The 22,124-nt window shown below is 58.0% G+C and carries 14 protein-coding genes; 8 read left to right on the top strand and 6 right to left on the bottom strand.

Annotated features, from left to right (window positions below):
- The 3 genes from ASE07_RS13590 to ASE07_RS13580 form a co-directional block, all read left to right on the top strand.
- Positions 1 to 742: acyl-CoA dehydrogenase family protein (locus ASE07_RS13590; RefSeq protein ID WP_200960938.1), on the top strand; the 742-nt coding region annotated here is incomplete at its 5' end.
- Between the two features lie 205 nt (positions 743 to 947).
- The gene (locus ASE07_RS13585) at positions 948 to 2,144 is read left to right on the top strand and encodes an acyl-CoA dehydrogenase family protein (protein WP_057291373.1); all 1,197 of its coding nucleotides are present in this window, start codon (positions 948 to 950) and stop codon (positions 2,142 to 2,144) included.
- Positions 2,145 to 2,153: 9 nt separating this feature from the next.
- Positions 2,154 to 3,305, top strand: a complete 1,152-nt coding sequence (locus ASE07_RS13580; protein ID WP_057291372.1) for an acyl-CoA dehydrogenase family protein — start codon at positions 2,154 to 2,156, stop codon at positions 3,303 to 3,305.
- A 176-nt stretch (positions 3,306 to 3,481) separates the two neighbouring features.
- Here the strand turns inward: ASE07_RS13580 and ASE07_RS13575 are convergent, their stop codons facing one another.
- Both ASE07_RS13575 and ASE07_RS13570 read right to left on the bottom strand, forming a co-directional pair.
- Entirely contained in the window at positions 3,482 to 3,820 is a 339-nt protein-coding gene (locus ASE07_RS13575; RefSeq protein ID WP_057291371.1) for a hypothetical protein, read from the bottom strand.
- A 169-nt stretch (positions 3,821 to 3,989) separates the two neighbouring features.
- Positions 3,990 to 5,597, bottom strand: a complete 1,608-nt coding sequence (locus tag ASE07_RS13570) for an AMP-binding protein (protein ID WP_235548467.1) — start codon at positions 5,595 to 5,597, stop codon at positions 3,990 to 3,992.
- 272 nt (positions 5,598 to 5,869) lie between these two features.
- On the opposite strand from ASE07_RS13570, the gene ASE07_RS13565 reads away from it, so the two are divergent.
- Genes ASE07_RS13565 through ASE07_RS13550 form a run of 4 tightly spaced genes read left to right on the top strand, consistent with a single transcriptional unit; the run spans position 5,870 to position 11,778 of the window.
- Complete coding sequence (locus ASE07_RS13565; RefSeq protein ID WP_057291370.1) at positions 5,870 to 6,544, top strand: TetR/AcrR family transcriptional regulator; 675 nt, start codon at positions 5,870 to 5,872, stop codon at positions 6,542 to 6,544.
- A 41-nt stretch (positions 6,545 to 6,585) separates the two neighbouring features.
- Positions 6,586 to 7,839: a branched-chain amino acid ABC transporter substrate-binding protein gene (locus tag ASE07_RS13560; protein ID WP_200960937.1), complete on the top strand. Its 1,254-nt coding sequence runs from the start codon at positions 6,586 to 6,588 to the stop codon at positions 7,837 to 7,839.
- A gap of 20 nt (positions 7,840 to 7,859) precedes the next feature.
- Positions 7,860 to 11,189, top strand: a complete 3,330-nt coding sequence (locus ASE07_RS13555; protein ID WP_057291368.1) for a carboxyl transferase domain-containing protein — start codon at positions 7,860 to 7,862, stop codon at positions 11,187 to 11,189.
- Positions 11,190 to 11,217: 28 nt separating this feature from the next.
- A complete protein-coding gene (locus ASE07_RS13550; RefSeq protein ID WP_057291367.1) occupies positions 11,218 to 11,778 on the top strand; it encodes a DNA-3-methyladenine glycosylase in 561 nt (186 codons plus the stop codon).
- A 49-nt stretch (positions 11,779 to 11,827) separates the two neighbouring features.
- Here the strand turns inward: ASE07_RS13550 and ASE07_RS13545 are convergent, their stop codons facing one another.
- From ASE07_RS13545 to ASE07_RS13530, 4 genes are all read right to left on the bottom strand, one after another.
- Positions 11,828 to 13,117, bottom strand: a complete 1,290-nt coding sequence (locus ASE07_RS13545; protein ID WP_057291366.1) for an EAL and HDOD domain-containing protein — start codon at positions 13,115 to 13,117, stop codon at positions 11,828 to 11,830.
- A gap of 183 nt (positions 13,118 to 13,300) precedes the next feature.
- Positions 13,301 to 14,866 carry a hypothetical protein gene (locus ASE07_RS13540; RefSeq protein WP_156396613.1) on the bottom strand — a complete coding sequence of 522 codons (1,566 nt, stop codon included), beginning with the start codon at positions 14,864 to 14,866 and terminating at the stop codon, positions 13,301 to 13,303.
- Positions 14,859 to 16,652 (bottom strand): alpha/beta fold hydrolase, encoded by a 1,794-nt coding sequence (locus tag ASE07_RS28085; protein ID WP_082584138.1) that lies wholly within the window; start codon positions 16,650 to 16,652, stop codon positions 14,859 to 14,861. The genes ASE07_RS13540 and ASE07_RS28085 overlap by 8 nt, the downstream gene beginning before the upstream one ends.
- 13 nt (positions 16,653 to 16,665) lie before the next feature.
- Entirely contained in the window at positions 16,666 to 18,435 is a 1,770-nt protein-coding gene (locus tag ASE07_RS13530; protein WP_057291364.1) for a GMC family oxidoreductase N-terminal domain-containing protein, read from the bottom strand.
- Positions 18,436 to 18,629: 194 nt separating this feature from the next.
- Between ASE07_RS13530 and ASE07_RS13525 the strand changes: the two genes are divergently transcribed.
- Positions 18,630 to 22,001, top strand: a complete 3,372-nt coding sequence (locus ASE07_RS13525; protein WP_057291363.1) for a hybrid sensor histidine kinase/response regulator — start codon at positions 18,630 to 18,632, stop codon at positions 21,999 to 22,001.
- Positions 22,002 to 22,124: the final 123 nt, after the last annotated feature.

Raw genomic sequence — 22,124 nt, 5'->3', positions numbered from 1 at the left:
CGATCCCGGTTCGATGGTGACCCGGGCTAAGAAGGTGGACGGCGGCTACAGCCTGACCGGCAGCAAGATGTGGATTTCCAATTCGCCGATTGCCGATGTCTTCGTGGTGTGGGCCAAGGATGATGAAGGCGCCATCCGTGGTTTCGTGCTGGAAAAGGGCTGGAAGGGTTTGTCGGCGCCGGCGATCCATGGCAAGTTTGGTTTGCGCGCATCGATCACTGGTGAAATCGTGATGGATGACGTGTTCTGTCCGGAAGAGAATGCGTTCCCGGAAGTGCGTGGCTTGAAGGGACCGTTCACCTGCCTGAATTCGGCGCGTTACGGCATTGCGTGGGGTGCACTGGGTGCGGCGGAATCGTGCTGGCACACGGCCCGCCAGTATGTGCTGGACCGCAAGCAGTTTGGCAAGCCGCTGGCAGCCAACCAGCTGATCCAGAAGAAGCTGGCTGACATGCAGACTGAAATCACGATGGGCCTGCAGGGCTGCCTGCGTCTGGGTCGCATGAAGGATGAAGGTACTGCCGCTGTCGCGATTACGTCGATGATGAAGCGTAATTCCTGCGGCAAGGCACTGGATGTGGCGCGTATGGCGCGCGACATGCTGGGCGGGAATGGTATTTCGGATGAGTTTGGCGTGATCCGTCACATGGTGAATCTCGAAGTAGTGAATACCTATGAAGGCACACACGATATCCATGCGCTGATTCTGGGTCGTGAACAGACGGGTATTGCGGCGTTTTAATTGCGCTTGAATGCTTGCATGCCACTCCCCTTATAGGGTTGATCATTACAAGCGATCGGTAAGTAGGCTGTGGCCCCTTCCCCTTCAAGGGGAAGGAATATCAAGGTCTTATCAAACGGTGCATGGTGACCAGCTTGTAGCGGACCGCTAGGCAACAACCCGGCATTGAACGAAAAAACGGTACCGAACGTAACAAGAGGAACAAATGGATCTCAATTTCACTCCCGAAGAACTTGCCTTCCGCCAGGAAGTGCGCGAGTTCGTTGCCGGCTCATTGCCGCCGGATATCCAGCACAAGGTACTCAACGGTTTGATTCTGCAAAGCGACGACTACATCCGCTGGCAGAAGATCCTCCATGCCAAGGGTTGGGGCGGCGCATCATGGCGCAAGGAGTTTGGCGGGCCTGGATGGAGCGCGACGCAGCAATACATCTTTGAAGAAGAATGCGCAGCAGCCGGCGCACCGCGAACCATTCCTTTCGGCCTCAAGATGGTTGCGCCGGTCATCATGCAATACGGATCGCCGGCACAGCAGGAACGCTTCCTGCCGAAAATTTTGTCGGCCGACGAATGGTGGTGCCAGGGTTATTCGGAACCGGGTTCCGGCTCCGACCTCGCATCCGTCAAGACCCGTGCGGTACGCGAAGGCGATCACTATGTCGTCAACGGCCAGAAGACATGGACCACGCAAGGCCAGTATGCCGACTGGATCTTCTGCCTGGTGCGTACCGATCCCGACGTCAAACCGCAGCGCGGCATTTCCTTCATCCTGATCGACATGAAAACGCCCGGCATTACCGTGCGTCCGATCATCACGATGGATGGCTCGCATGAAGTCAATGAAGTCTGGTTCGAGAACGTGCGCGTACCCGTTGAAAACCTCGTCGGTGAAGAAAACGCCGGCTGGACTTATGCCAAGTTCCTGCTGGGCCACGAGCGCACCAATATTGCCGGCATCGGTATCGCCAAGCGCGAAATTTCACGCCTGAAGCGTATCGCCTCGCTGGAAACCAAGAACGGCAAGCCGTTGATCAAGGACCCGATGTTCGCTTCCCGCATTGCGCAGGTCGAGATCGACCTGACAGCGCTGGAAATCACCAATCTGCGCGTCCTGTCCGCCGAAGCCGAGCGTCGTGCGCCGGGACCGGAAGCATCGATCCTGAAGATCAAGGGTACCGAAATCCAGCAAGCCATCACTGAACTGCTGGTGCAGGCAGTCGGCACGTATGCCTTGCCGCTGCGCCGCGAAGCGATGGCGGCCGGTTATCAGGGCGATGCGGTCGGACCGTTCTATGCCACGCCGCTTGCCGCGAACTACCTGAACATGCGCAAGCTGTCGATCTACGGCGGCTCGAATGAAATTCAAAAGAACATCATCTCGCAGATGATCCTTGGCTTGTAGGAGCACGCAATGGACTTTACCTTTACCGAAGAACAGCAGATGCTGCTCGACACCACGCGACGTTTTGTGGCCAAGGATTATGGTTTTGAAGCGCGTCGCCAGATCAGGGAAAAATCGCCGGATGGCTTCAGTCGCCAGATCTGGCAGGGTCTTGCTGATATCGGGCTGCTGTCGCTCAACGTACCGGAAGCTGACGGCGGCCTGGGCGGCAGTGCGATCGACAATATGCTGGTCATGAATGCAGTGGGCGAAGGCTTGCTGCTGGAACCCTATCTCGCCAGCGCCGTGCTGGCGACCAGGACACTGGCGGCGCTCGGCAATGATGCGCAACGCGCTGAGTGGCTGCCTGCCCTTGCCGGCGGCGAAAAGATTGCCGTCCTTGCGCATGACGAGCAGCAGACCCGCTTTGACCGCATGGCCATCGCGACACGTGCCTGGCCGGTCGGCAATGGCTTCCTGCTGACAGGCCACAAGAGCGTCGTCGTACACGCCGGATCGGCCGACGTACTGCTCGTGACGGCACGTCTTGGCAAGCCGGACTCTGACGGTCCGCTCGCCGTGTTCTGCGTTCCAGGCAATGCCCCCGGCGTCCGCAAGGTTGAATATGCGACGGTCGATGGCGTACGCGCCGGTGAAGTCTGGCTCAATCAGGTCTTCGTTCCCGCCACCGCGCTGCTGAATGGCGCGGAAGGTGCGAACGAAGCCGAAGCCGAACAGAAACTGGCGGACGTGCTTGACTTCGGTCTGGCGGCGGTGTGCGCCGAAGCGGTTGGCGCACTCGACAAACTGCTCGCGGCAACGGTTGAATACGCTCGCAATCGCAAGCAGTTCGGTCAACCGATCGGCAAGTTTCAGGCATTGCAGCACCGTATGGCCGATATGGTGCTGCATATCGAACAGGCGCGATCGATGAGCTATCTTGCCGCGGTACGTTGTACCGATGCAGACCCGGCAGCACGCAACCGTGCCATGTCGGCAGCCAAGGTCGTTGTGGGCCAGGCATGCCGCTTCGTCGGGCAACAGGCAGTGCAACTGCACGGCGGTATGGGCGTGACCGACGAACTCGACGTCAGCCATTACTTCAAGCGCCTGATGGCCATCGAACTCCAGTTCGGCAGCACCGATCAGCATCTTGAGCAATACGCATCGCAGCTGGCTTGACCGATAAGTGTTAACCGCTCAGAAAAAAAGGGGAGGCACATCGCTTCCCCTTTTTTTATACGGATTAAAGGCCATCATCAGCCCAGCGGCACTGACCGCAGAAAACTCATTCAGGTTCTGGAATACTTCAAACCTTCAAACACCACCAGCGTTTCGACGCTGACGCGCTGGAGGCATCAGAGTCGGTATAAATCCACTGCTTCTCCGCGCGCCTCAAATTCCGGATGCGGATGACCGAACAGGAAATCACATAGCAAGTGGCGCAAAGATGCGTCCATCAGGCTCCCGTCGAGCCCTGCCAGCCGGCATACCATCCAGTTTTCATTCAGGGCAATGGCTTCCTCCCGCCCCTGGTCGATGAGCCACTGATCATATGCGACAGCGGTTTCCGGTTCCTCGGCAAGGATCCACGGCGGTTGCGGAATGCAACGCCCGCTTGCCGTCATGACGCAACCATCGACCGGCCTACGTACCAGGTTGGTCGCCGCTTCCTTTACATCCATCATCGAATCCATCTTCCGCTGCCTTTGGTGCTTTTAACAATTTAATCAGTCGCTGTGCCAATGAAGGCATCTGATTAAAAGACATCGGGCTCACAGTGATGGTTCCACAATTGTTCAAGACCTCAGCGTCAGGACGGCGTTTCTGTTAGTCGTATGAGCGGCTCCCAAAACGCCATGGGCCTCAGTCTTCCTTCAGCAAGCGACGGAGAACCTTTCCGGTACCGGTTGCGGGTAGCTCCGACCGGAACTCCACGACTTTGGGCACCTTGTAGGGCGACATCTGGTCGCGGCTCCAGGTGATGATGTCATCCGCGGTGGTCGCGCCCGCATCCGGTTTGACTACGATGACCGCCTTGATCACTTCGCCTTTTGACGGATCCGGTATGCCGATGACCGCTGCCTGCCGCACCGCCGGGTGTTTGATCAGGATGGATTCCACTTCTTCCGGGAATACGCTGTAGCCCGAAACCTTGATCATTTCCTTGAAGCGTCCACTAAAGGTCAGATAGCTGTCGCTGTCCAGCAGGCCCATGTCGCCGGTGTAGACCCAGCCATCGCGCAGCGTTGCCGCTGTCGCCTCCGGCTTGTTCCAATAGCCTTTAAAATTGCCTGGACTACGCAGGGTGATCTCGCCCATTTCACCTGGTCCAAGCACCCTCCCGCTCTGCTGATCGATGATGCGGCATTCGACGCCGGGCATCAGCCTTCCCTGCGTTCCCCATTTAATCGCACCGCGCGGTGTATAGGTATCGCAAGTATGGGTTTCGGACAACCCGTACGCCGCTTCGAACGTCTGGCACCCCCCTGCGAAATCACGCCACTGATCGGCGAGTTGCTGTGTCAACGTGATGCCGAAGCTGGTGCAGGGATTGACCCGTAATGATTTCAGGTTGAATTTTTGTGCGTCCGGTACTTGCATGACGGCCACGTTCATCGGCGCGATGCTGTACCAGTGACTAACCTGGTAGCGATCGATGGCTTGCAGTACCGACATCGGATCGAAGCGGGCCATCAGGATTGCCGTCGCGCCGGTATAGATCGTCACGTTCAATCCCATCAGCATGCCGGCAATGTGATACAACGGCGCAATGGCGAGCGTGACGGTCTCATTGTTGACGCCAGCGGCAAATGTGGCGCCGGCGGTCTTGAACAATGCATTACGGTACGTCAGCATCGCGCCCTTGGGCATGCCGGTGGTCCCGGACGTATAGGTCATCAGCACCACGTCATCCATGTCGAGCACCGGTTGTGGCGGCTGCCCTTGCTGCTCGCGCAAGGCCTCGAGAAAATCAAGGGTGCCTTCGATACGCTGCTTTGGGATACGGATCTCCGCAGGTACATCGATGGTCGGCGCGTCTGGCAGAAAATCGCCGTAGCTCGTGAGAAAAACATGGCGCAGTTTTGTTGTGCCGAGCACCTGTTTAATGACCGGATACAGGTTGTCGGCTGCAACGATGACTTCAGCGCCGAGATCACCGACCTGGTATTCCAGTTCATGTTTTTTGAATAGGGGGCTACAGGGACTAACGATGGCACCCAATTTTTGAATACCGAAATGCGCAATCGGATACTGCGGACAATTCTGCAGGAAGAGCACAACGCGATCACCCTTCTTTACGCCCAATGCGCTAAGCCTGGCTGCAAAGCGGTCGCTCAGACGATCCAGTTCACCGTAAGTCAGCGTGTTGCCGTACCAGACATAGGCAGGCTTGTCCGGCTGGATGCGCGCATGGTGCCGCAGGTATTCATGCAAAGGCTTTTCTTCTTGCAAATACACAATTGCATTCACTCGTTGTCTCCTTGTGCTTATCGTTAATCGACTATCAGCATGAAAGCGAGATTTGTTGAACGTCTTGATACAGCGCAAATTCCGGTGCCAGACGGAAAATAATATAACAGCGAGTATAAACTTTATATGGTCTGAATTGATTTTGCCGCACCAGTTACTCGCAAATGAAATTTAATATACCGAGCGGTATAATTTCAATACTGTCTGGTATATTCTTTTAACAGCACGGTCAATCAGACTTCACTTAAATCCAACGCGGCACAGCGGACCATATGAAGACCGACGTCAAGGGCAGGCAAACCAAGGGGAGCAAAAAAGCGATCGCCGAGGGCGTGCACGACCAGAAGCGCGAGCATATTCTCGCCGTGGCGGAAGAATTGTTTTTCCGAAACGGTTACGCGGGAACCACCATTGCCGACATTGTCAATGAACTCGGCGTCACCAAGCCTTTCCTCTACTACTACTTTCCTGGCAAAAGCGATATCTTCGAAACGCTCTGCTGGCGTGCCTCGCATGCCTGCCTGACAGCCATGCATTTCGAAGCGAACGACGAGCGGCGTGCGATTGACAAACTGCGCGAAGGCCTGCAGCGCTTCGCCACGGCCAATGTGGCCTTCTTCAAGTCCGGCACCTTTGCCTATCGGGAAGGCGGCGCGCTCGATGTGACGTTCATGAAGAAGCTGAAGACCATGTCGCGCCGTTTCTACAACGAGTTATGCGCCTTGCTGGAGCAGGCGCGCAGCGACGGCGACCTCGAGTTTGACGATACCAAGCTGACCGCACTGTCCATCGGCAGCATTGCCGGCTTCATGTACACCTGGTACAAGCCGAATGGCCGTATCGGCCCCGACGACATGGTAAGGGAACTCACCCGTATCCTCCTTAAAATCGCCGGCGCGCAAACTGCGCCGTCAAACCGCTTAACAAACAGGAAACGCAAGAGCTAGTTAGTCCGATCCATTCAACCAGAACAATGAAGGAGACAGTCATGAAAAAGGCATTGATAGGAATCTCACTCGCCGCGGCAAGCATGATGAGTAGCGGCCTGGCGTCGGCACAGGATACGCTGAAGGTGGCGTTCATCGATCCTTTGAGCGGACCGTTTGCCGATGTCGGCGAACTGATGCTTTCGCATATCCGCTTTGCCATAGAAGACATCAATGCCAAGGGCGGCGTGTTGAATGGTGTGAAGCTCGATCTCATGACACTGGACAATAAATTGTCGGCGCAGGAAAGCCTGACTGCATTACAGGCAGCCATCGATGCTGGCGCACGTGTGGTCTTTACCGGCGGCTCCGGTTCCTCGGCTGTCAGCGCCATGGTGGAAGCTGCCAACAAGCACAACGACCGTAACCCGGACAAGGCGATCCTGATCGTCAATCATTCGTCCATCGATCCCGATCTCACCGGCAAGCATTGCAGCTTCTGGCATTTCACCACCGAAGCCAACACCGCCATGAAGATGAAGGCGCTGACCAGTTTCATGACGGAGAAGCAGGACATCAAGAAAGTCTATCTGCTCAACCAGGATTACGCGCACGGCCGTGTCTGGGCCAAGCTGGGCAAGGAAATGCTTTCCGGTGCGCGGCCTGATGTGCAATTTGTCGGTGAAGATTTTCATCCCATTGGCAAGGTCAAGGATTTTTCTCCGTACGTATCAAAGATCAAGGCGAGTGGCGCGGACATGGTCATCACCGGTAACTGGGGCGGCGACCTGACCCTGTTCATCAAGGCGGCAGCGGATGCCGGCATGAATCTCCGGTTCATCAACCACAGTGCGGGCGCATTGCCTGGTGCGGTCTTTGCGGTGTCGCAGGCCAAACTCGGCCAGCTGACATGGGTTGGTGAATGGCACCAGAATGTCGAGAGTCCGAAGGTCGCTCCTGTGGCCGCCGCTTACAAGCAACGATTCAACAAGCCATTTCTCGCGCCGCGTATGGACCTGACGCCACGAATGGTGGCGGCTGCCATCAACAAGGCCAATTCGACATCGCCGGTCAAGATTGCACTCGCGCTCGAAGACATGACCTACCCGTCCATCGTCGGCGATGTCACGATGCGCAAGGAAGACCATCAATTGCTGTTGCCGCAAACTGTCTCAACCGTTGCGCCTGTCGATGGCAAGACCGTTAAATTCGGTGTGGAAGGCACCAATTACGGCTTCCGCACCGACACCGTGGTGGAAGGGAAGAATCTTGCCCTGCCTACCGAATGCAAGATGCGCCGCCCTGCCGGAGCCTGACTCTCAATATAAAAACCAGAATGACTATTACAACCCTGCTTATCGCCAATCGTGGCGAAATCGCCATCCGCATCGCGCGAGCTGCGGCCGAACTTGGCATCCGTACCGTAGCTGTCTATTCGGAAGATGACGTCGCGTCTCTTCATCTGCGCAAGGCCGATCGGGCACATGGGCTGCGCGGCAAGGGTGCGGCCGCCTATCTCGATATCGATCAGATCGTTGCGGCAGCCAAGGAGACCGGGTGCGACGCGGTACATCCCGGCTATGGTTTCCTGAGCGAGAACCCGCGCTTTGCCCGGCAATGCGCTGAACACGGCCTGGTCTTTGTCGGTCCGCAACCTGACGTGCTCGACCTGTTTGGCGACAAGGCCAGGGCGCGGATGCAGGCGCAACAGCAGCACGTGCCGGTGGTCGCGGGTACCGAAGGCAGTGCCACACTGGAACAGGTCCGGGCCTTCATGGCATCGCTGGGCGACCAGCGTCCCATCATGATCAAGGCGCTGGCCGGTGGCGGCGGACGCGGCATGCGGGTCGTGCAGCTTGCCGACGATGTCGCCGCCGCCCATGCCCGCTGTCAGTCCGAAGCACTTGCAGCCTTTGGCAACGGCGACGTGTATGCGGAAGAACTGGTACGCCGGGCCAGGCACATCGAGGTCCAGATCATTGGCGACGGTAGCGGCCAGGTCAGCCATCTGTGGGAACGTGAATGCACATTGCAGCGGCGTCATCAGAAGCTCGTGGAAATTGCGCCCAGCCCGTCGCTGTCGCCGGCGCTGCGGCAGCGCATTCTTGATGCGGCAATACGGCTGGCGCGTTCAGTCAACTATCGCGGCCTCGGAACGTTTGAGTTCCTGGTCGATGCGGAAGACTCGGAAGACTCAGGACACACGGGAGACGATGCACGCTTCACCTTCATGGAAGCCAACCCGCGCTTGCAGGTTGAACATACCGTCACCGAGGAAGTGACGGGCATCGACCTGGTCAAGACGCAATTGCGGATTGCCGGCGGCGAGACACTTGCGCAACTCGGTTTATCGCAAGACATGATCCCTGCACCGCGTGGTATCGCGATTCAGTTGCGGATCAACATGGAGACCATGGATGCCGAAGGCAACGCCCTGCCATCAGGCGGATTGCTGTCAGTCTTTGAACCGCCATCGGGGCCGGGCGTGCGTGTCGATAGCTTCGGTTATTCCGGATACAAGACCAGCCCGAGTTTCGACTCGTTGCTGGCCAAGCTGATTACGGTGAACGGGTCGTCGCGTTTTAATGAGGCACTCGGAAAAGCATACCGCGCCCTGTCCGAATTCCGCATCGAGGGTGTCGAAACGAATATCGGCTTTCTGCAAAATCTGCTGACACATGCCGACGTCGTTGCCAACCGGGTGTATACGCGCTTCGTCGAAGACCACATGGCCGCCCTCCTGCCGCAGGACGAGACGCATCGCAAACTGTATGTCAGCCGCGATGGCGGCGGCGCAGCCGATATCGCGACGTCCCGGACAGGGCCGTCAGCGCCGCCGAATACCGTTCCGGCTCCCGCGCCGATGCAGGGCTCTGTCGTCGCGGTTGATGTCGCTGTTGGCGATACTGTCCATGCCGGCCAGCAGATTGCGGTGCTGGAAGCGATGAAGATGGAACACATTGCCACGGCCGACACGAGCGGTATCGTGCGCCTCATCGCCGTGCAAAAAGGCGATGTCTTATTCAACGGACAACCACTGTTGTACATCGAGCCTGCCGAAGTCGGCAGCGCGGCAGATGCGGAAGACAGCGACGTGAATCTCGATCACGTTCGCGCCGATCTTGCCGAAGTGCGTGAACGGCATGCGATCGGACTCGATGCGCGGCGCCCCGATGCCGTGGCGCGCCGCCGCAAGACCGGGCAACGCACCGCGCGGGAAAACATCGCCGACCTGTGCGATGAAGACAGCTTTATCGAATATGGTGCGCTGGCCATTGCCGCCCAGCGCCGACGGCGCTCGCTCGAAGAACTGATCACCATCAGCCCTGCCGACGGCTTGGTTGCCGGCATCGGCAGCGTCAATGGCAGCTTGTTCGATGAGCAGAAATCGCGTTGCATGGTGATGTCCTACGACTACACCGTATTCGCCGGTACCCAGGGCATGATGAATCACAAGAAGACAGACCGCATGTTCCAGCTGGCGCAGGAATGGAAGCTGCCGGTCGTGCTGTTTGCCGAGGGCGGCGGCGGCCGCCCTGGCGATACCGATGCCATGCTGGTGGCGGGCCTTGATGTCATGTCTTTTATTAACTTTGCACGGCTGAGCGGACTGGTCCCGCGCGTCGGCATCGTGTCAGGTCGCTGCTTCGCGGGTAATGCAGCGTTCCTGGGCTGCTGCGATGTCATCATCGCGACCGCGAATGCCACCATCGGCATGGGCGGCCCGGCAATGATCGAAGGCGGCGGACTAGGCGTCTACCAGCCCGAGGAAGTCGGTCCCGTCAGCATGCAGGGTCCCAACGGCGTGATCGACGTCGTAGTCAAGGACGAACAGGAAGCAGTGCATGTGGCGAAGCAATACCTGTCATATTTTCAGGGGCCGGTCAGTGAATGGGAATGTCCCGATCAGCGCCGGCTGCGCCAGTTGATTCCCGAGAACCGCTTGCGCGTGTATGACATTCGCGCCGTGATTGACACCATTGCCGACACCGGCTCGGTGCTGGAACTTCGGCACCAGTTTGGCACCGGCATCATTACGGCCCTGATACGCATCGAGGGTCGACCATTCGGGCTGTTGGCCAATAATCCGGTGCATCTTGGCGGTGCGATCGATGCGGACGCAGCGGATAAGGCTGCGCGTTTCATGCAGCTGTGCGACGCCTTCGACCTGCCAATTGTTTCTCTCTGCGATACGCCGGGTTTCATGGTCGGACCGGATGCGGAAAAAACGGCGATGGTCCGGCATGTCTCGCGTATGTTTGTGACCGCAGGCAGCATCGACGTTCCATTCTTCACGATTGTGCTGCGCAAGGGATATGGTCTTGGCGCGCAAGCCATGGCGGGCGGCAGTTTCCATGCACCCTTCTTTACGGTAGCCTGGCCGAGTGGAGAATTCGGCGCGATGGGCCTGGAAGGCGCAGTACGTCTCGGCTATCGCAAGGAGCTGGAAGCGATTGCCGACCCTGCGGAGCGTAAAGCAATGTTCGACAAGATGGTGGCGGGGTCGTATGAAAGCGGCAAGGCAATCAACATGGCATCCTTTCTTGAAATCGACGAAGTCATCGACCCTGCGGAGAGTCGGCGCTGGCTGATGCGGGGATTGCGTTCCGCTCCGGCGCCACAGGTCCGCAACGGCAAGAAACGTCCGTTCATCGATACCTGGTAATGCGGGTGCTTCATAGATGAAACCATAGATGAAACCGCAGCGCACCTTGCCCCGCAGTTTTTACGCCCGTGACACGATAGCCGTTGCGCGCGACCTGCTGGGCAAGCATCTGGTGCATGTTCATGAAGGCGTGGAGCGATGTGGCCGCATCGTCGAGACGGAAGCCTATATTGGCGCACACGATCTGGCATCGCATTCCTCGAAAGGCATCACGCCACGCACCGCCATCATGTATGGTCCACCAGGTTATGCCTATGTATATCTGATCTATGGCATGCATCATTGCATGAATGTGGTGACCGACAAGGAGGGGCATGGCGCGGCGGTTCTGTTGCGTGCGATCGAGCCGGTGCGTCATGTCGAGGGCAACACCAAGGGGCCCGGCCTGCTGTGCCGCGCGCTTGGCATCGACAGGACGCTCAACGGCCATGATTTGCTGAGTAACAGCTTTTACATCGCCGATGCGCCCTTGGCAGATGCGGTCAATATCGTTGCCCGGCCACGCATCGGCGTTGCCTATGCCAAGGAGTGGGCCGAGGCGGAATTGCGGTTTTACATTGAAGGCAATCCCTACGTGTCACGGAAGTAGCCATCGGTCGCCGCGACACAAGCAACAACAATGATGAACCAGGATGACGTTACTTGTGCGCGCTTCTTGTCACCTTGTCGCTCCACTCGAACGTCGCCAGCTGGAGGAGGTACAGATCGTTGCAGCTGAGATTTAACTCGGCCACTGACTGCAGGAGCTGTTCATTATTGCGCTGCCGCCATTCCGTCTGCTCAGCCATTGCCAGCAACTTGCCGAAGTATCCTTCACGATGCAGCAACGCTGCCGCCACTTCGTCCACAACAGGAATTTGTTTGAGGATATCTGTCATTGGCATTGAAAACAGCGTATCCATAAGGGACATGATGCCGACGGTAAAAGCCGTATCGGCGATGCTTCGATTTCCCGGTCTGAGCTTCTGCGCCACCAGTTCCATCAGGCGCCCGCGTGTCGTTGCTTGCGCCATCAACGGGACCACCGCACTGCCATCGATCCCGCCTTCCGCATACAGCAGCACTTGCAGCCAGCGTTGCAACTGGTTACGGCCGACGGCAATCAGGGCTTGACGCAGTGATTCAATACGGTGCGCGCTGATGGCCGGTGTGTTGACGAAGCGCAGCAGGTTCAGGCCAAGCGCCACATCGCCTTTGATACTGTGCTCAATCAGTGCGTCATCGGCGTCCGATGCGAGCAACGCCATCAGTTCAATGACAGACAACTGGGATGCCGACAACTTCTTTCCAGCAAGGATTTGCGGCTCTGAAAAAAAATAACCCTGAAAGAAATCGAATCCAAGGTCTGCGCATCGCCGGAAGGACTGCATCGACTCAACATGTTCCGCCAGAAGCATCTTGCCATGCGCCTTGAACATGCTGCAGATCGGTGCAAGCTCTTCATCGGTGCGGTGGCTGACGTCCACGCGCACACCTTCGATCAGCGGCAGCAGCGGCGCAATCTCGTGCATCTCCGCATTGAGCGTGAGCGCAAGGCGAAAACCCTGGCCGCGAAGCGCGGATAACCTTTCAAGTATCGCCGGCGTACATGCCGGCATGTTGGCGAGTTCAAGGATGATCTGCTGCGGCGGCAGAAAACCGAAAATGTCACTCATCAAGGCTTCGGCATCGATATACAGAATCCCAACCTGATCACCAATGACGCGCGCCAGGCCGTACTCGCACACATCGGCGATGACAGATGCACTGGCCGGCTGCTCTTCTCCACCGACAAAGGGTCCACGATTGTCCCGCACCGCATCGCTGAACATCAGCTCGTGTGCTACCAGACGCTGGGAGCGATCAACCACGGGGCGCCGGGCCATAAAGAAGTCAGATCCCAGCAGCACCCTGTGCGAGCTGTTGAACGTGACGCTGATACTCATCATTTCACCTCGTGTGTGTCGCGCCCGGCGCTTGCCGGCGAAGCCGATCCATGCATGCGGCCATGAACAGGCGCTCCTGACAGGTATAACGGCATCCACAATGGTGAACTTGAATGGTGCGCCGCAGCAGCACACCAGAACATGAACGTATCAGCGCCGGCGTGATATTTTGACCATCATTCTGCATTACCAGCTATCGAGCCGATCGCTCCAGCAAATCATGTCACGCGCATAAAAACGATACGCGTCTTCGCTGGCTGGCAGCCTGGCCAGATCGAAGACGAACAGTGCGCGACCGATACCGCGCCGTCGGAAGCCGCGGCTACGCTTGCGCAGAATTGCGTCGCGCCACGCGCCAAGATTGACGTACGTGTAGTTGTTGCGTCCGTCCGGCAGCGACTGAAATTGCACATCCGCTTCCAACGCCACATGGGTATGTCCTTCCACATGCAGGCGCAATCCGAGTTCACGGTAACCATCGCCAAAGGCCGGCAATCCCAGTAAATCCTTGTCGGTGATGTTTGATTCCGGCTCTTGCACCTTTGCCATCAACCGCATCAGCGAAATATCGAGCCAGTACCATTTCGGCTTGGTCAGCAGCCACAGTACATACAGCCCCATCTTGGTAGTGCCCATCGCACTGTCCCAAGTCGCTTTCTGCGCCAGCCACCCCACCAGACTTTCGCGAAAGCATTGCAGGACCTGTGCATGCAATCCTTTTGCTTTCGGGTCGCGCCGTGCGAGGCGGCGCGACTCACTCAGCAGGCGCACGACGGCCGCAATCGAAGGACGATACAGATCCATTTCATCAAGCAGGTTGCATACGCGCGGCGCGCCCGGTATCGAAGGGTCGATACGCTGCTCGGTACACCAGATGAAGTGCGACAGCATGCCTGCGGCCACCGTGTCACCAAAACACGGGTCGCTGAAGGCACGGTAGCTTTCCTTCCGCCAGACATCGGGAGTCCAGCCCATGCCCGGCCGCCAGCCCGATGTGGCGCGCGAATTATCGGCATCCCGCCATTGACCGTGGGTCGCAAGCAAACGCATGCCGATGTCCGCCACATAAAAAGGCAGACTGGGATAAAGCTCATCCGGGGACGTACCGAGTTGTGCCGCAACCCACCTGCGATAGCTGTCGGGAATATCGAGTGCCGTCAGCCCAAGACATTCTTCGTAGAACATTTGCCGCGCATCGGGTACTACTTGCAGTTCCTTGTCGTGGTTGCCGACAATCGGAATGATGCTGACGCGCACGCCACTCCGGTGCAATATCGCCAGGCTCTTGCGCATCCAGTAAAAGAAGCCCGAGTACGGCTGGCTGCTATCTTTCGGCCGCTTATGCGCATGGATTCGCACGATGTCGCGCATGATGTCGAGCACGATCTCGCCGAATCGCGGATCGTCGCGCTGCCACGGATAGACGCCGGCCTGCGCCCATTTGCTGCTGCGTATCAGGTCGACAATGTCGCCATTGAGGATGAGCATCAGTTCATCGACCCGGTGCGCGGAGGAAGGATGAGCCTTATCGCCGGGATTACAGACCGCAAATTCCATCTGCTCGAAAAACAATTGCCAGTCGGTCTCCGACGCGGTCTGGTTGCCGACCGTGCAATCCGTACAATGGATATCGCTGATCAGCACACAGAGCCGGTTGGAAGGTGCAGTACCTGCGGGCCATAGCACCAGACCGGGCGGTAACGCTGGCCTGGCCTCTGCATTCATGTTCGATATGTCCGACATATCAGTCATGGCTATGCTCGCGCAAAAAAGAAATCAGATGCGGGAACACGTCGTTCGCCGCATCCTTGCCCATGAAGATATCCTGGTGGCCATATCCGGGAACCACATGCAGGCGATGACGGCCCGGAACCAACTTCTCCAGCATGTCATGACAGCGGATATTGGAATCCGCAAACACATGATTGTCCTGGCCTTGCATGAGCAGGATGGGTGTCGGGATATCCGCGACATCGCTGGTATAGTCGTCCGGCAGCGCGGCATAGCGCGTGTTGTCAGGATCGAACTTCACGGCGCGGTGGCCGCTGGTGACCATTCTGTGTATGTGACGGTAATAATGCACGCCGACACCGCCGAACAGATCGCCAAGGCGGTCATGCGTCACCGGCAGCATGTTGGCATGGTTGAACAGTGCCGGCCTGCCGCTGCCCCACATGAAGCTCAGCATGTGGCATTCCGGCGAATCGCATTCCTGATGCACGAAATCGGCACTCAAGGCCAGCAGTTTGCCGATCGACCAACCGCGCTCACGCCGCCAGCCCGGATTGTAATAATCGATACCCAGCAGGTAGTCGGAGGCCCAGGGGCCGATGGCAAGCTTGTATTGCGACCATTTCGGGACATAAGGCGTAAGTGCGACGCTGTTCAGAATGGCGCTGCTGATGCCGCCAACTGTCTTGCCAAACAGGCTCATCGCCATGGTCAGCGCGCCGACGCAATGCGCAATGACATGCACGCGGCGTTGCGGACCGATGTGGCGGCGCAGTTCATGCAACGCCGCCGGATGGTCGAACAAGGCGATATCGTCAAAGGTATACGGGGTGCGTGCCAGGTTATACGGAAAGCGGCAACTACCGCGGTAATCCAGTGTCCAGACTTCACCATAGCCTTCATCGAGCAGGGTCTGCACAAGATTCTGGTGCTCGGGCATGATGAACATGTCCGAGGAGCTGGTCAGCCCATGCATGATCAACACCACATCGTCGCAAGGCGACCGTGCAAAGCGGGTCAGTTCCAGCCGCAGACCGTCCGCAGTGAGAAAGGGATGCGTGCTGATCTCGGCACCCGTAACACCTTCAGTCGTGAATCTGGCATAGCGCCGCTGCGGCTGGCTGGGTGCCGGCGGGAGATGCGGCCCATAAACGTCCCATAGCTTGCCTGCAAAAAACCGGCCAAAGGCCACCAGACCCGCGACACTGGTCGTACCACTCGCATCGGTTGCGCGCAGTCCGCGCAAGACTTGCATGAAATCCATGAGGCCAAGACTGATGATCCCGGTTACCCATAATTCGCCATGCGATGGTTCGGCGGGATCGATATGCCCGTGGAAGACGTTGACGAACAACGTGGTCGTGTCCTTCCAGGTATCGAGCGGCGCATCATGCTGGACCTGCTTGTTGCCGATGAAGGTAAGCGGCTCGCCTTGCGGCGTGGTGCAATACACCTGGTAATACATGACCTTGCGGTCGCGGTCGGCGGTGTCCGGCATCAGCCGGAAAGTGCCGGACTGCACCGGACAGACCCCACCCAGCAACGCGCATTCGATATGGCCGCTGAGCGTGCCGGCGTGCTCAGCCTGTGAGAGGAATGCGCCAAGATCTTCGATGGCGACCGTGACATGCAATGCGAGCGCATGCCCTGCGGCCTTGCCGTCGTCATGGCCATCTGAAAAAGTCGTCGCCTCGGCGCTGACATAGCCCTTCATGACTTCGGCGAAGCGAATCTTGACATCGTGCAGTTCACCGGCCGCGGGTGTTGTCGTCCCTGCGGCCGCCTTCTGCGCTTGAATATCGTGCATGAACACTCCCCCTTTAAAGGTCGCTGTCCGGCGTCATGCCGGTCAGTTCTTCGGCAATCCATTCGGACAGAGCGGTAATGGTCGCCACCGGATTGGCGCCCAGCGCGGTCGGCACGAGTGAGCCGTCGGCGACATACAGATTCCGGTAGCCAAACACCTGTCCACGGCTGCCTTCGCAAGCGCTGACCACACCCTGTTGCAGCGAATCGGCAAGCACCGCGCCACCGAGCGGGTGCACCGTCACATTATTTTTGACCGGCCACAACCAGGTCGGCATGGGAAGGAAATGCTTGCCGCCGATGAAGCGGGTAAAGCGCTCACCGAGTTGCAGAATGGCGTCGTATAGCGGGCGGTTGCTTTCCTGGGGCCAGTCGATATCGAGGTAACCATCCTTGTTCAGGCTGAGAACGCCCTTTGCATTGTCCAGCCCCATGCAGAGCAGTACCGCGCTGTATTGCGACAAGTCGTGCGAAAACAATTTCTGAACCAGGAAACCGACGCTGCTTTGCTTGCGCCCTGGGTAATAACGATCGAATATATACGCCAGCATTTGCCGGGCGCTTTGCCAGATCCTCTGGAAAGGATTCATCATGGGGCTGAGCGCCGCCGTTGCCCAGCCAACCTGCGTGGGATAGCTGGCGTCTTCCAGCAGGAAGGCTTGCTTGCGGTCGAGGTTTTCAAACAGGTGGTGGTCTGTGTACTGCGTGATCACCGGGCCATAGGTGGAATTCACTTCTTTTTTGCCGCCAATGGCAAAAGAAAGAAAGTCGCCATTGCCCGAGAATTGCTGCCCGAGACGCGAAGACACACGCGGCAGTGTCCGATGAATGTCGCGGCACCGGAAAAGCAGTTCGGTGGTGCCCAGTGTACCGGCCGACAGCACCACGCGCCGGGTGGTGACGGCATGCGTTTTACCAAGGCGGATATCGCGAAAGTACACACGAAATCCGAACTGCCCGTCGCAGTCCGGATCGTCTTCGTGCAAGGCATTCAGCGGCACGACACGCTCCACCACCGACTGCGTACGGACCGCCATGCCGTAGCGATGCCGGGCGACATGCAGATAATTGTGATCCACCGAATTCTTTGCCTGCACATTGCAGCCAATATCACATTCGCCGCAATAGGTACAGGAGGTCTGCAGTGCGCCGTAGCGGTTGGCTTCCTGCACACCGAGCGGCAAGGCCGCGCCGTTGCGCTTATAGGTATAGTCGTTACCGAAATAGACAGCGATATCGGCCAGCCGCGTGGTCAGCTTTGCCTCGCGGGCAAACGCCTGGAACTGCTCGGTACGCTTGATGTAACGACGATCTTCAGGACCGCTGGCAGGCGGAACGGGGCGAGCCCCCAATACCTGCTGCGCCACGTCGTAATAGGGCAGCAGTCGTTCGCGTCGCAATCCCTGCGGCCATCCCTGTTCAAAGACAGCCGCCGGAGGGCGCAGGAAAACATTGGCATAAATGTGGGAACCGCCGCCATACAGCGCCGACGTGACGGTATCAATCTTGTTGAAATGGCGGATGTCGAACATCCCGGTAAGATGACCGCGCCGGGCCTTGCGGTTCCTTACCGCCCGCGGCCTGCGGACCGCGTCACCGTCCGGGCACCAGACATTGTCGGCCAGATCATGGGGACTGCGGGGAAAGGCTCCCAACGGGTATTCCTTGCCGCGCTCCAGCAGCAGAACGGCTCCGGGCCATTTTCTGGAAAGCCGTGCAGACATGACCGCACCGCCGAAACCGCTGCCAACGATGACCGCTTGATGCTGACATTCCTTGCTCATCTATCCTCCCTGTTACCGGCATTTTTGGGGCCGAACGTCGTATGGAATGTCGCGATGTTATTTTATTTCTAACAGGAAATGGTAACTTTTTTTTACAAATATCGTTGCCGATATGCAATCAATTGGTAATTTTCGGTATGCTGCTACGATTGGGACGTTTGTGTCCCGTCAAATCATAAGCGTGGGTGAAGCGGATGAGCCTCGGACAACGTTGGCTGCGATACTGGAGCGTTTTTATACTGCTGGCTGTCAGCGTTGCGGCGGGTCGGGCGGGCGAACTGCGGGTCGATGATACGGCCCTTGGCAAGCCGGTCAATCTGACGCCGCACTGGGATGTCCTGGAGGACGAGGAGCAAAAGTGGACCATCGACGACATTCGGACGCCCGAAATGGCGGGCAGATTCAAACCGTCGCTGCAGCAGACCGATTCCCTTAACTTTGGCTTGCGCCGCTCGGCGATCTGGCTGCGTATTACCTTTGCAAACGCATCCGGCGAAGACCACGAACGACTGCTTGAGGTTGCATTTACCCACCTGCATTCGGTCCAGCTCTTTGTCCCTGGCGAACAGGGTTACGAAAGGATCGAAACCGGTCACTCGCTGCCATTTTCTCACCGACCCGTCAACCATCGCAATTTCGTTTTCCCGCTGCACCTGGCCAGCAAGTCCGAAGGTACTTACTACCTGCGTGCGGCTTCGGGCACCTCGCTCGATATTCCCGCCAAACTGTGGGAACCAGCGGTGTTCAACCAGCAGAGCCTGCGCGAATATATCGGTCAGTCACTGTATTTCGGCATGCTGCTTGCGCTGGGACTCTACAACTTTCTGTTGTTTGCTTCACTGCGCGACCGCACCTATCTGTATTACGTGCTGTTCGTCGCCGCCAATGCGTTGTCGATCGTGGCATTCAGCGGCATTGGATTCCAGTTCCTGTGGCCGGAATCGCCGGGTTGGTCGATGATTTCGTCCATGATCGGCTTTGGCCTGACCGGCTTTACCTTGCTCTTGTTCCAGCGTCGCCTGTTATCGACCTACGATACGGTACCGTGGCTGGACAGGGTGATGCGCGGCTTCCTCGTGCTCAATATCGTGCAGATGGCAGGCTTCTGGTTCCTGCCTTATCACAAGATGATTGCCACCGGCATCACGGTCGATGCGGCCAACATGCTGCTGGCCCTGATCGTCGGCGTGGTCTGCAAACTACGCGGACAGCGCAGTGCGCGATTTTTCCTGCTGGCCTTCAGCTGCCTCGTATTCGCAGCGGTGCTGACGGCGCTGCGCAGCTACGGCGTCAAGGGCATTCCGAACTTCCTTACCGTCTACGGCATGCAAATCGGATCGGCGCTGGAAATGCTGCTGCTTTCCCTGGCGCTAGCGGATCGTTTCAACCAGGTCAGGCGAGAAAAGGAAAGCGCGCAACAACAACTGGTGGACAGCCTGAAACGGTCCGAGCGTATCCTGGAGCAACGCGTGCAGGAACGCACCGCCGAACTCTCGCGCATCAATGAAGAATTACGCGAACATGAGCGCGCCCTCAAGATTGCCAAGGAAGGGGCTGAAGAAGCGTCACGGATGAAATCGGCCTTCCTCGCCAACATGAGCCATGAGATCCGTACGCCGATGAATGCCGTCATCGGCATGGCTTACCTGGCCCTGCGTACCGAGCTGAGCGGCAAGCAGCGCGACTATGTGGAAAAGATCCATCGTGCCGCGGTCTCGCTGCTTGGCATCATCAATGACATCCTGGATTTTTCAAAGATCGAGGCCGGCAAGCTGAGCATCGAGACCACTGACTTTTCTCTGCACGAAGTGCTCGGCAACGTCAGTACCGTGACCAGCCAGCGTGCCAGCGAGAAAGGCTTGCGCTATCTGTTCGATATTGCGGAAGACGTGCCGGTGCATCTTAACGGTGACCCGTTGCGGCTAGGGCAGATCCTGGTCAACCTGATGAGCAATGCCATCAAGTTCACGCCAGCCGGTCAGGTCCAGTTGCGCTGTCGTGTACTCAGCAGCAATCCCGACGGCGTGGAGTTGCGCTTTGAAGTGGAAGATACCGGTATCGGCATGTCACCCGAGCAGCAGTCGCGGTTATTCCATGCGTTCAGTCAGGCGGACGAGTCGACCACGCGTAAATACGGCGGGACGGGTCTGGGCCTGGCCATCAGCCGCCGGCTAGTGGAAATGATGGGCGGCACCATGTCGCTGCACAGCGAGGCCGGCGCCGGATCGACCTTTGGATTCAGCCTGCGTTTTGGCCTGGGGGCGCTGACCACGACAGCCCTTCCCGGCCTGCCTGATCGCCTGCTCGGCTGTCGCGTGCTGATTGTTGACGACAATCCGGCGGCACGGCAAATCCTGACTGATCTGGTAGAGGGTTTCCAGTTGCATGCGGATGCGACCGAAGATGCCGCCACCGCGCTCACTGCGATCCGTCATGCCGATGCCACGACGCCTTACGACCTAATCCTGGCCGATCTTGGCATGCCAGACATGAATGGGCTTGAGCTGGCTACTGCGATCGCCAATGACCACTTGACCTATCCGCCTAAAGTTATCCTGATCACGGCCTTCGGTCGTGAAGATGTCATTCACCAGGCTGAAAATGCGCCGGTGTCGGCGGTCTTGTTCAAACCCATCGATCAGTCTCGTCTGCACGACACATTTGTGAATGTCCTGGCCCAGGATGGCGCATCGCGGTCGGTACCGTCGATACGGCGTACCTTGCCACGCTTCGACGGCGCCCGCGTGTTGCTCGTGGAAGATAATGAGGTCAACCAGCAAATCGCCCGCGAAATGCTGGCAGCGACCGGCTTGCAGGTGGACATAGCGGGGAATGGGCGCATTGCTCTGGATAAGGTATTCGCAGGCGGACCCCATGCGTACGACCTGGTACTGATGGATATCCAGATGCCGGAAATGGGCGGTCATGCGACTACCCGCCGTATCCGGATGGATGAGCGTTTTGCAGCCATGCCGATCGTCGCAATGACGGCTCACGCAACCGCGGAAGAACGCGAGGAATGCGTACGCAGCGGCATGCAGGACCACATCACCAAGCCGATCAATCCGGAGCATTTCTACCGGACGCTGGCGTATTGGCTGACACCGGCTGACGCACGCGTAGCCTACAACGCAGCATTTGTTGCGGATACGGCGGCATCCATGAACTTAAACGACGTGAGCGGTGAAGCCGAGGTAACGGAGGATGGCGGCCCAATCAGCATTCCCGGATTCGATACGGCCGACACGCTGTACCGCTTGTCTAACGACGTCGACCTCTATCACCGCGTGCTGGAAATGCTGATTCCCAGCCTTTCCGGCAGCCTGATGCAGTTCTTGCAAGCTGCCAGCGCGGGAGACCACATGACGGCCAAATCGGCGGTGCATACGGTGCGCGGCATGGCAGCCAACGTGGGCGCAACGGAACTGGCGGCATTCGCTGGCGAACTGGAAGAATTGCTGGCGAAGCGCCGTGAAAGACCCGAGGACATGTCGCGATTCAGGGAGATGGTGGAACGTACCCTGTCACTGGTGGAGCAGGCTCTCGCGACACGCAAGGCGGCATGATGCCTGGATGCCGTCCCTGACGATATGGGTTTTGCAGGGAACGGCTGTTTTTAACTTTACCCACGCGAGGCTGCGCTTCGGGCGCTCTCCACACGTCACATCATTACGACGGCGATCGCGCCA

Source organism: Noviherbaspirillum sp. Root189, from assembly GCF_001428545.1.
Lineage (GTDB): Bacteria > Pseudomonadota > Gammaproteobacteria > Burkholderiales > Burkholderiaceae_D > Noviherbaspirillum.
This window is presented reverse-complemented; position numbering and strand designations above follow the sequence as displayed.

Bases quoted from the DNA above. Each gene is read 5' to 3' on its own strand.
- ASE07_RS13575 (WP_057291371.1), bottom strand. From the start codon at position 3,820: ATGGATTCGATGATGGATGTAAAGGAAGCGGCGACCAACCTGGTACGT.
- ASE07_RS13530 (WP_057291364.1), bottom strand. From the start codon at position 18,435: ATGAGCAAGGAATGTCAGCATCAAGCGGTCATCGTTGGCAGCGGTTTC.
- ASE07_RS13585 (WP_057291373.1), top strand. From the start codon at position 948: ATGGATCTCAATTTCACTCCCGAAGAACTTGCCTTCCGCCAGGAAGTG.
- ASE07_RS13580 (WP_057291372.1), top strand. From the start codon at position 2,154: ATGGACTTTACCTTTACCGAAGAACAGCAGATGCTGCTCGACACCACG.
- ASE07_RS13555 (WP_057291368.1), top strand. From the start codon at position 7,860: ATGACTATTACAACCCTGCTTATCGCCAATCGTGGCGAAATCGCCATC.
- ASE07_RS28085 (WP_082584138.1), bottom strand. From the start codon at position 16,652: ATGCACGATATTCAAGCGCAGAAGGCGGCCGCAGGGACGACAACACCC.
- ASE07_RS13540 (WP_156396613.1), bottom strand. From the start codon at position 14,866: ATGACTGATATGTCGGACATATCGAACATGAATGCAGAGGCCAGGCCA.
- ASE07_RS13565 (WP_057291370.1), top strand. From the start codon at position 5,870: ATGAAGACCGACGTCAAGGGCAGGCAAACCAAGGGGAGCAAAAAAGCG.
- ASE07_RS13525 (WP_057291363.1), top strand. From the start codon at position 18,630: ATGAGCCTCGGACAACGTTGGCTGCGATACTGGAGCGTTTTTATACTG.
- ASE07_RS13550 (WP_057291367.1), top strand. From the start codon at position 11,218: ATGAAACCGCAGCGCACCTTGCCCCGCAGTTTTTACGCCCGTGACACG.
- ASE07_RS13560 (WP_200960937.1), top strand. From the start codon at position 6,586: ATGAAAAAGGCATTGATAGGAATCTCACTCGCCGCGGCAAGCATGATG.
- ASE07_RS13545 (WP_057291366.1), bottom strand. From the start codon at position 13,117: ATGATGAGTATCAGCGTCACGTTCAACAGCTCGCACAGGGTGCTGCTG.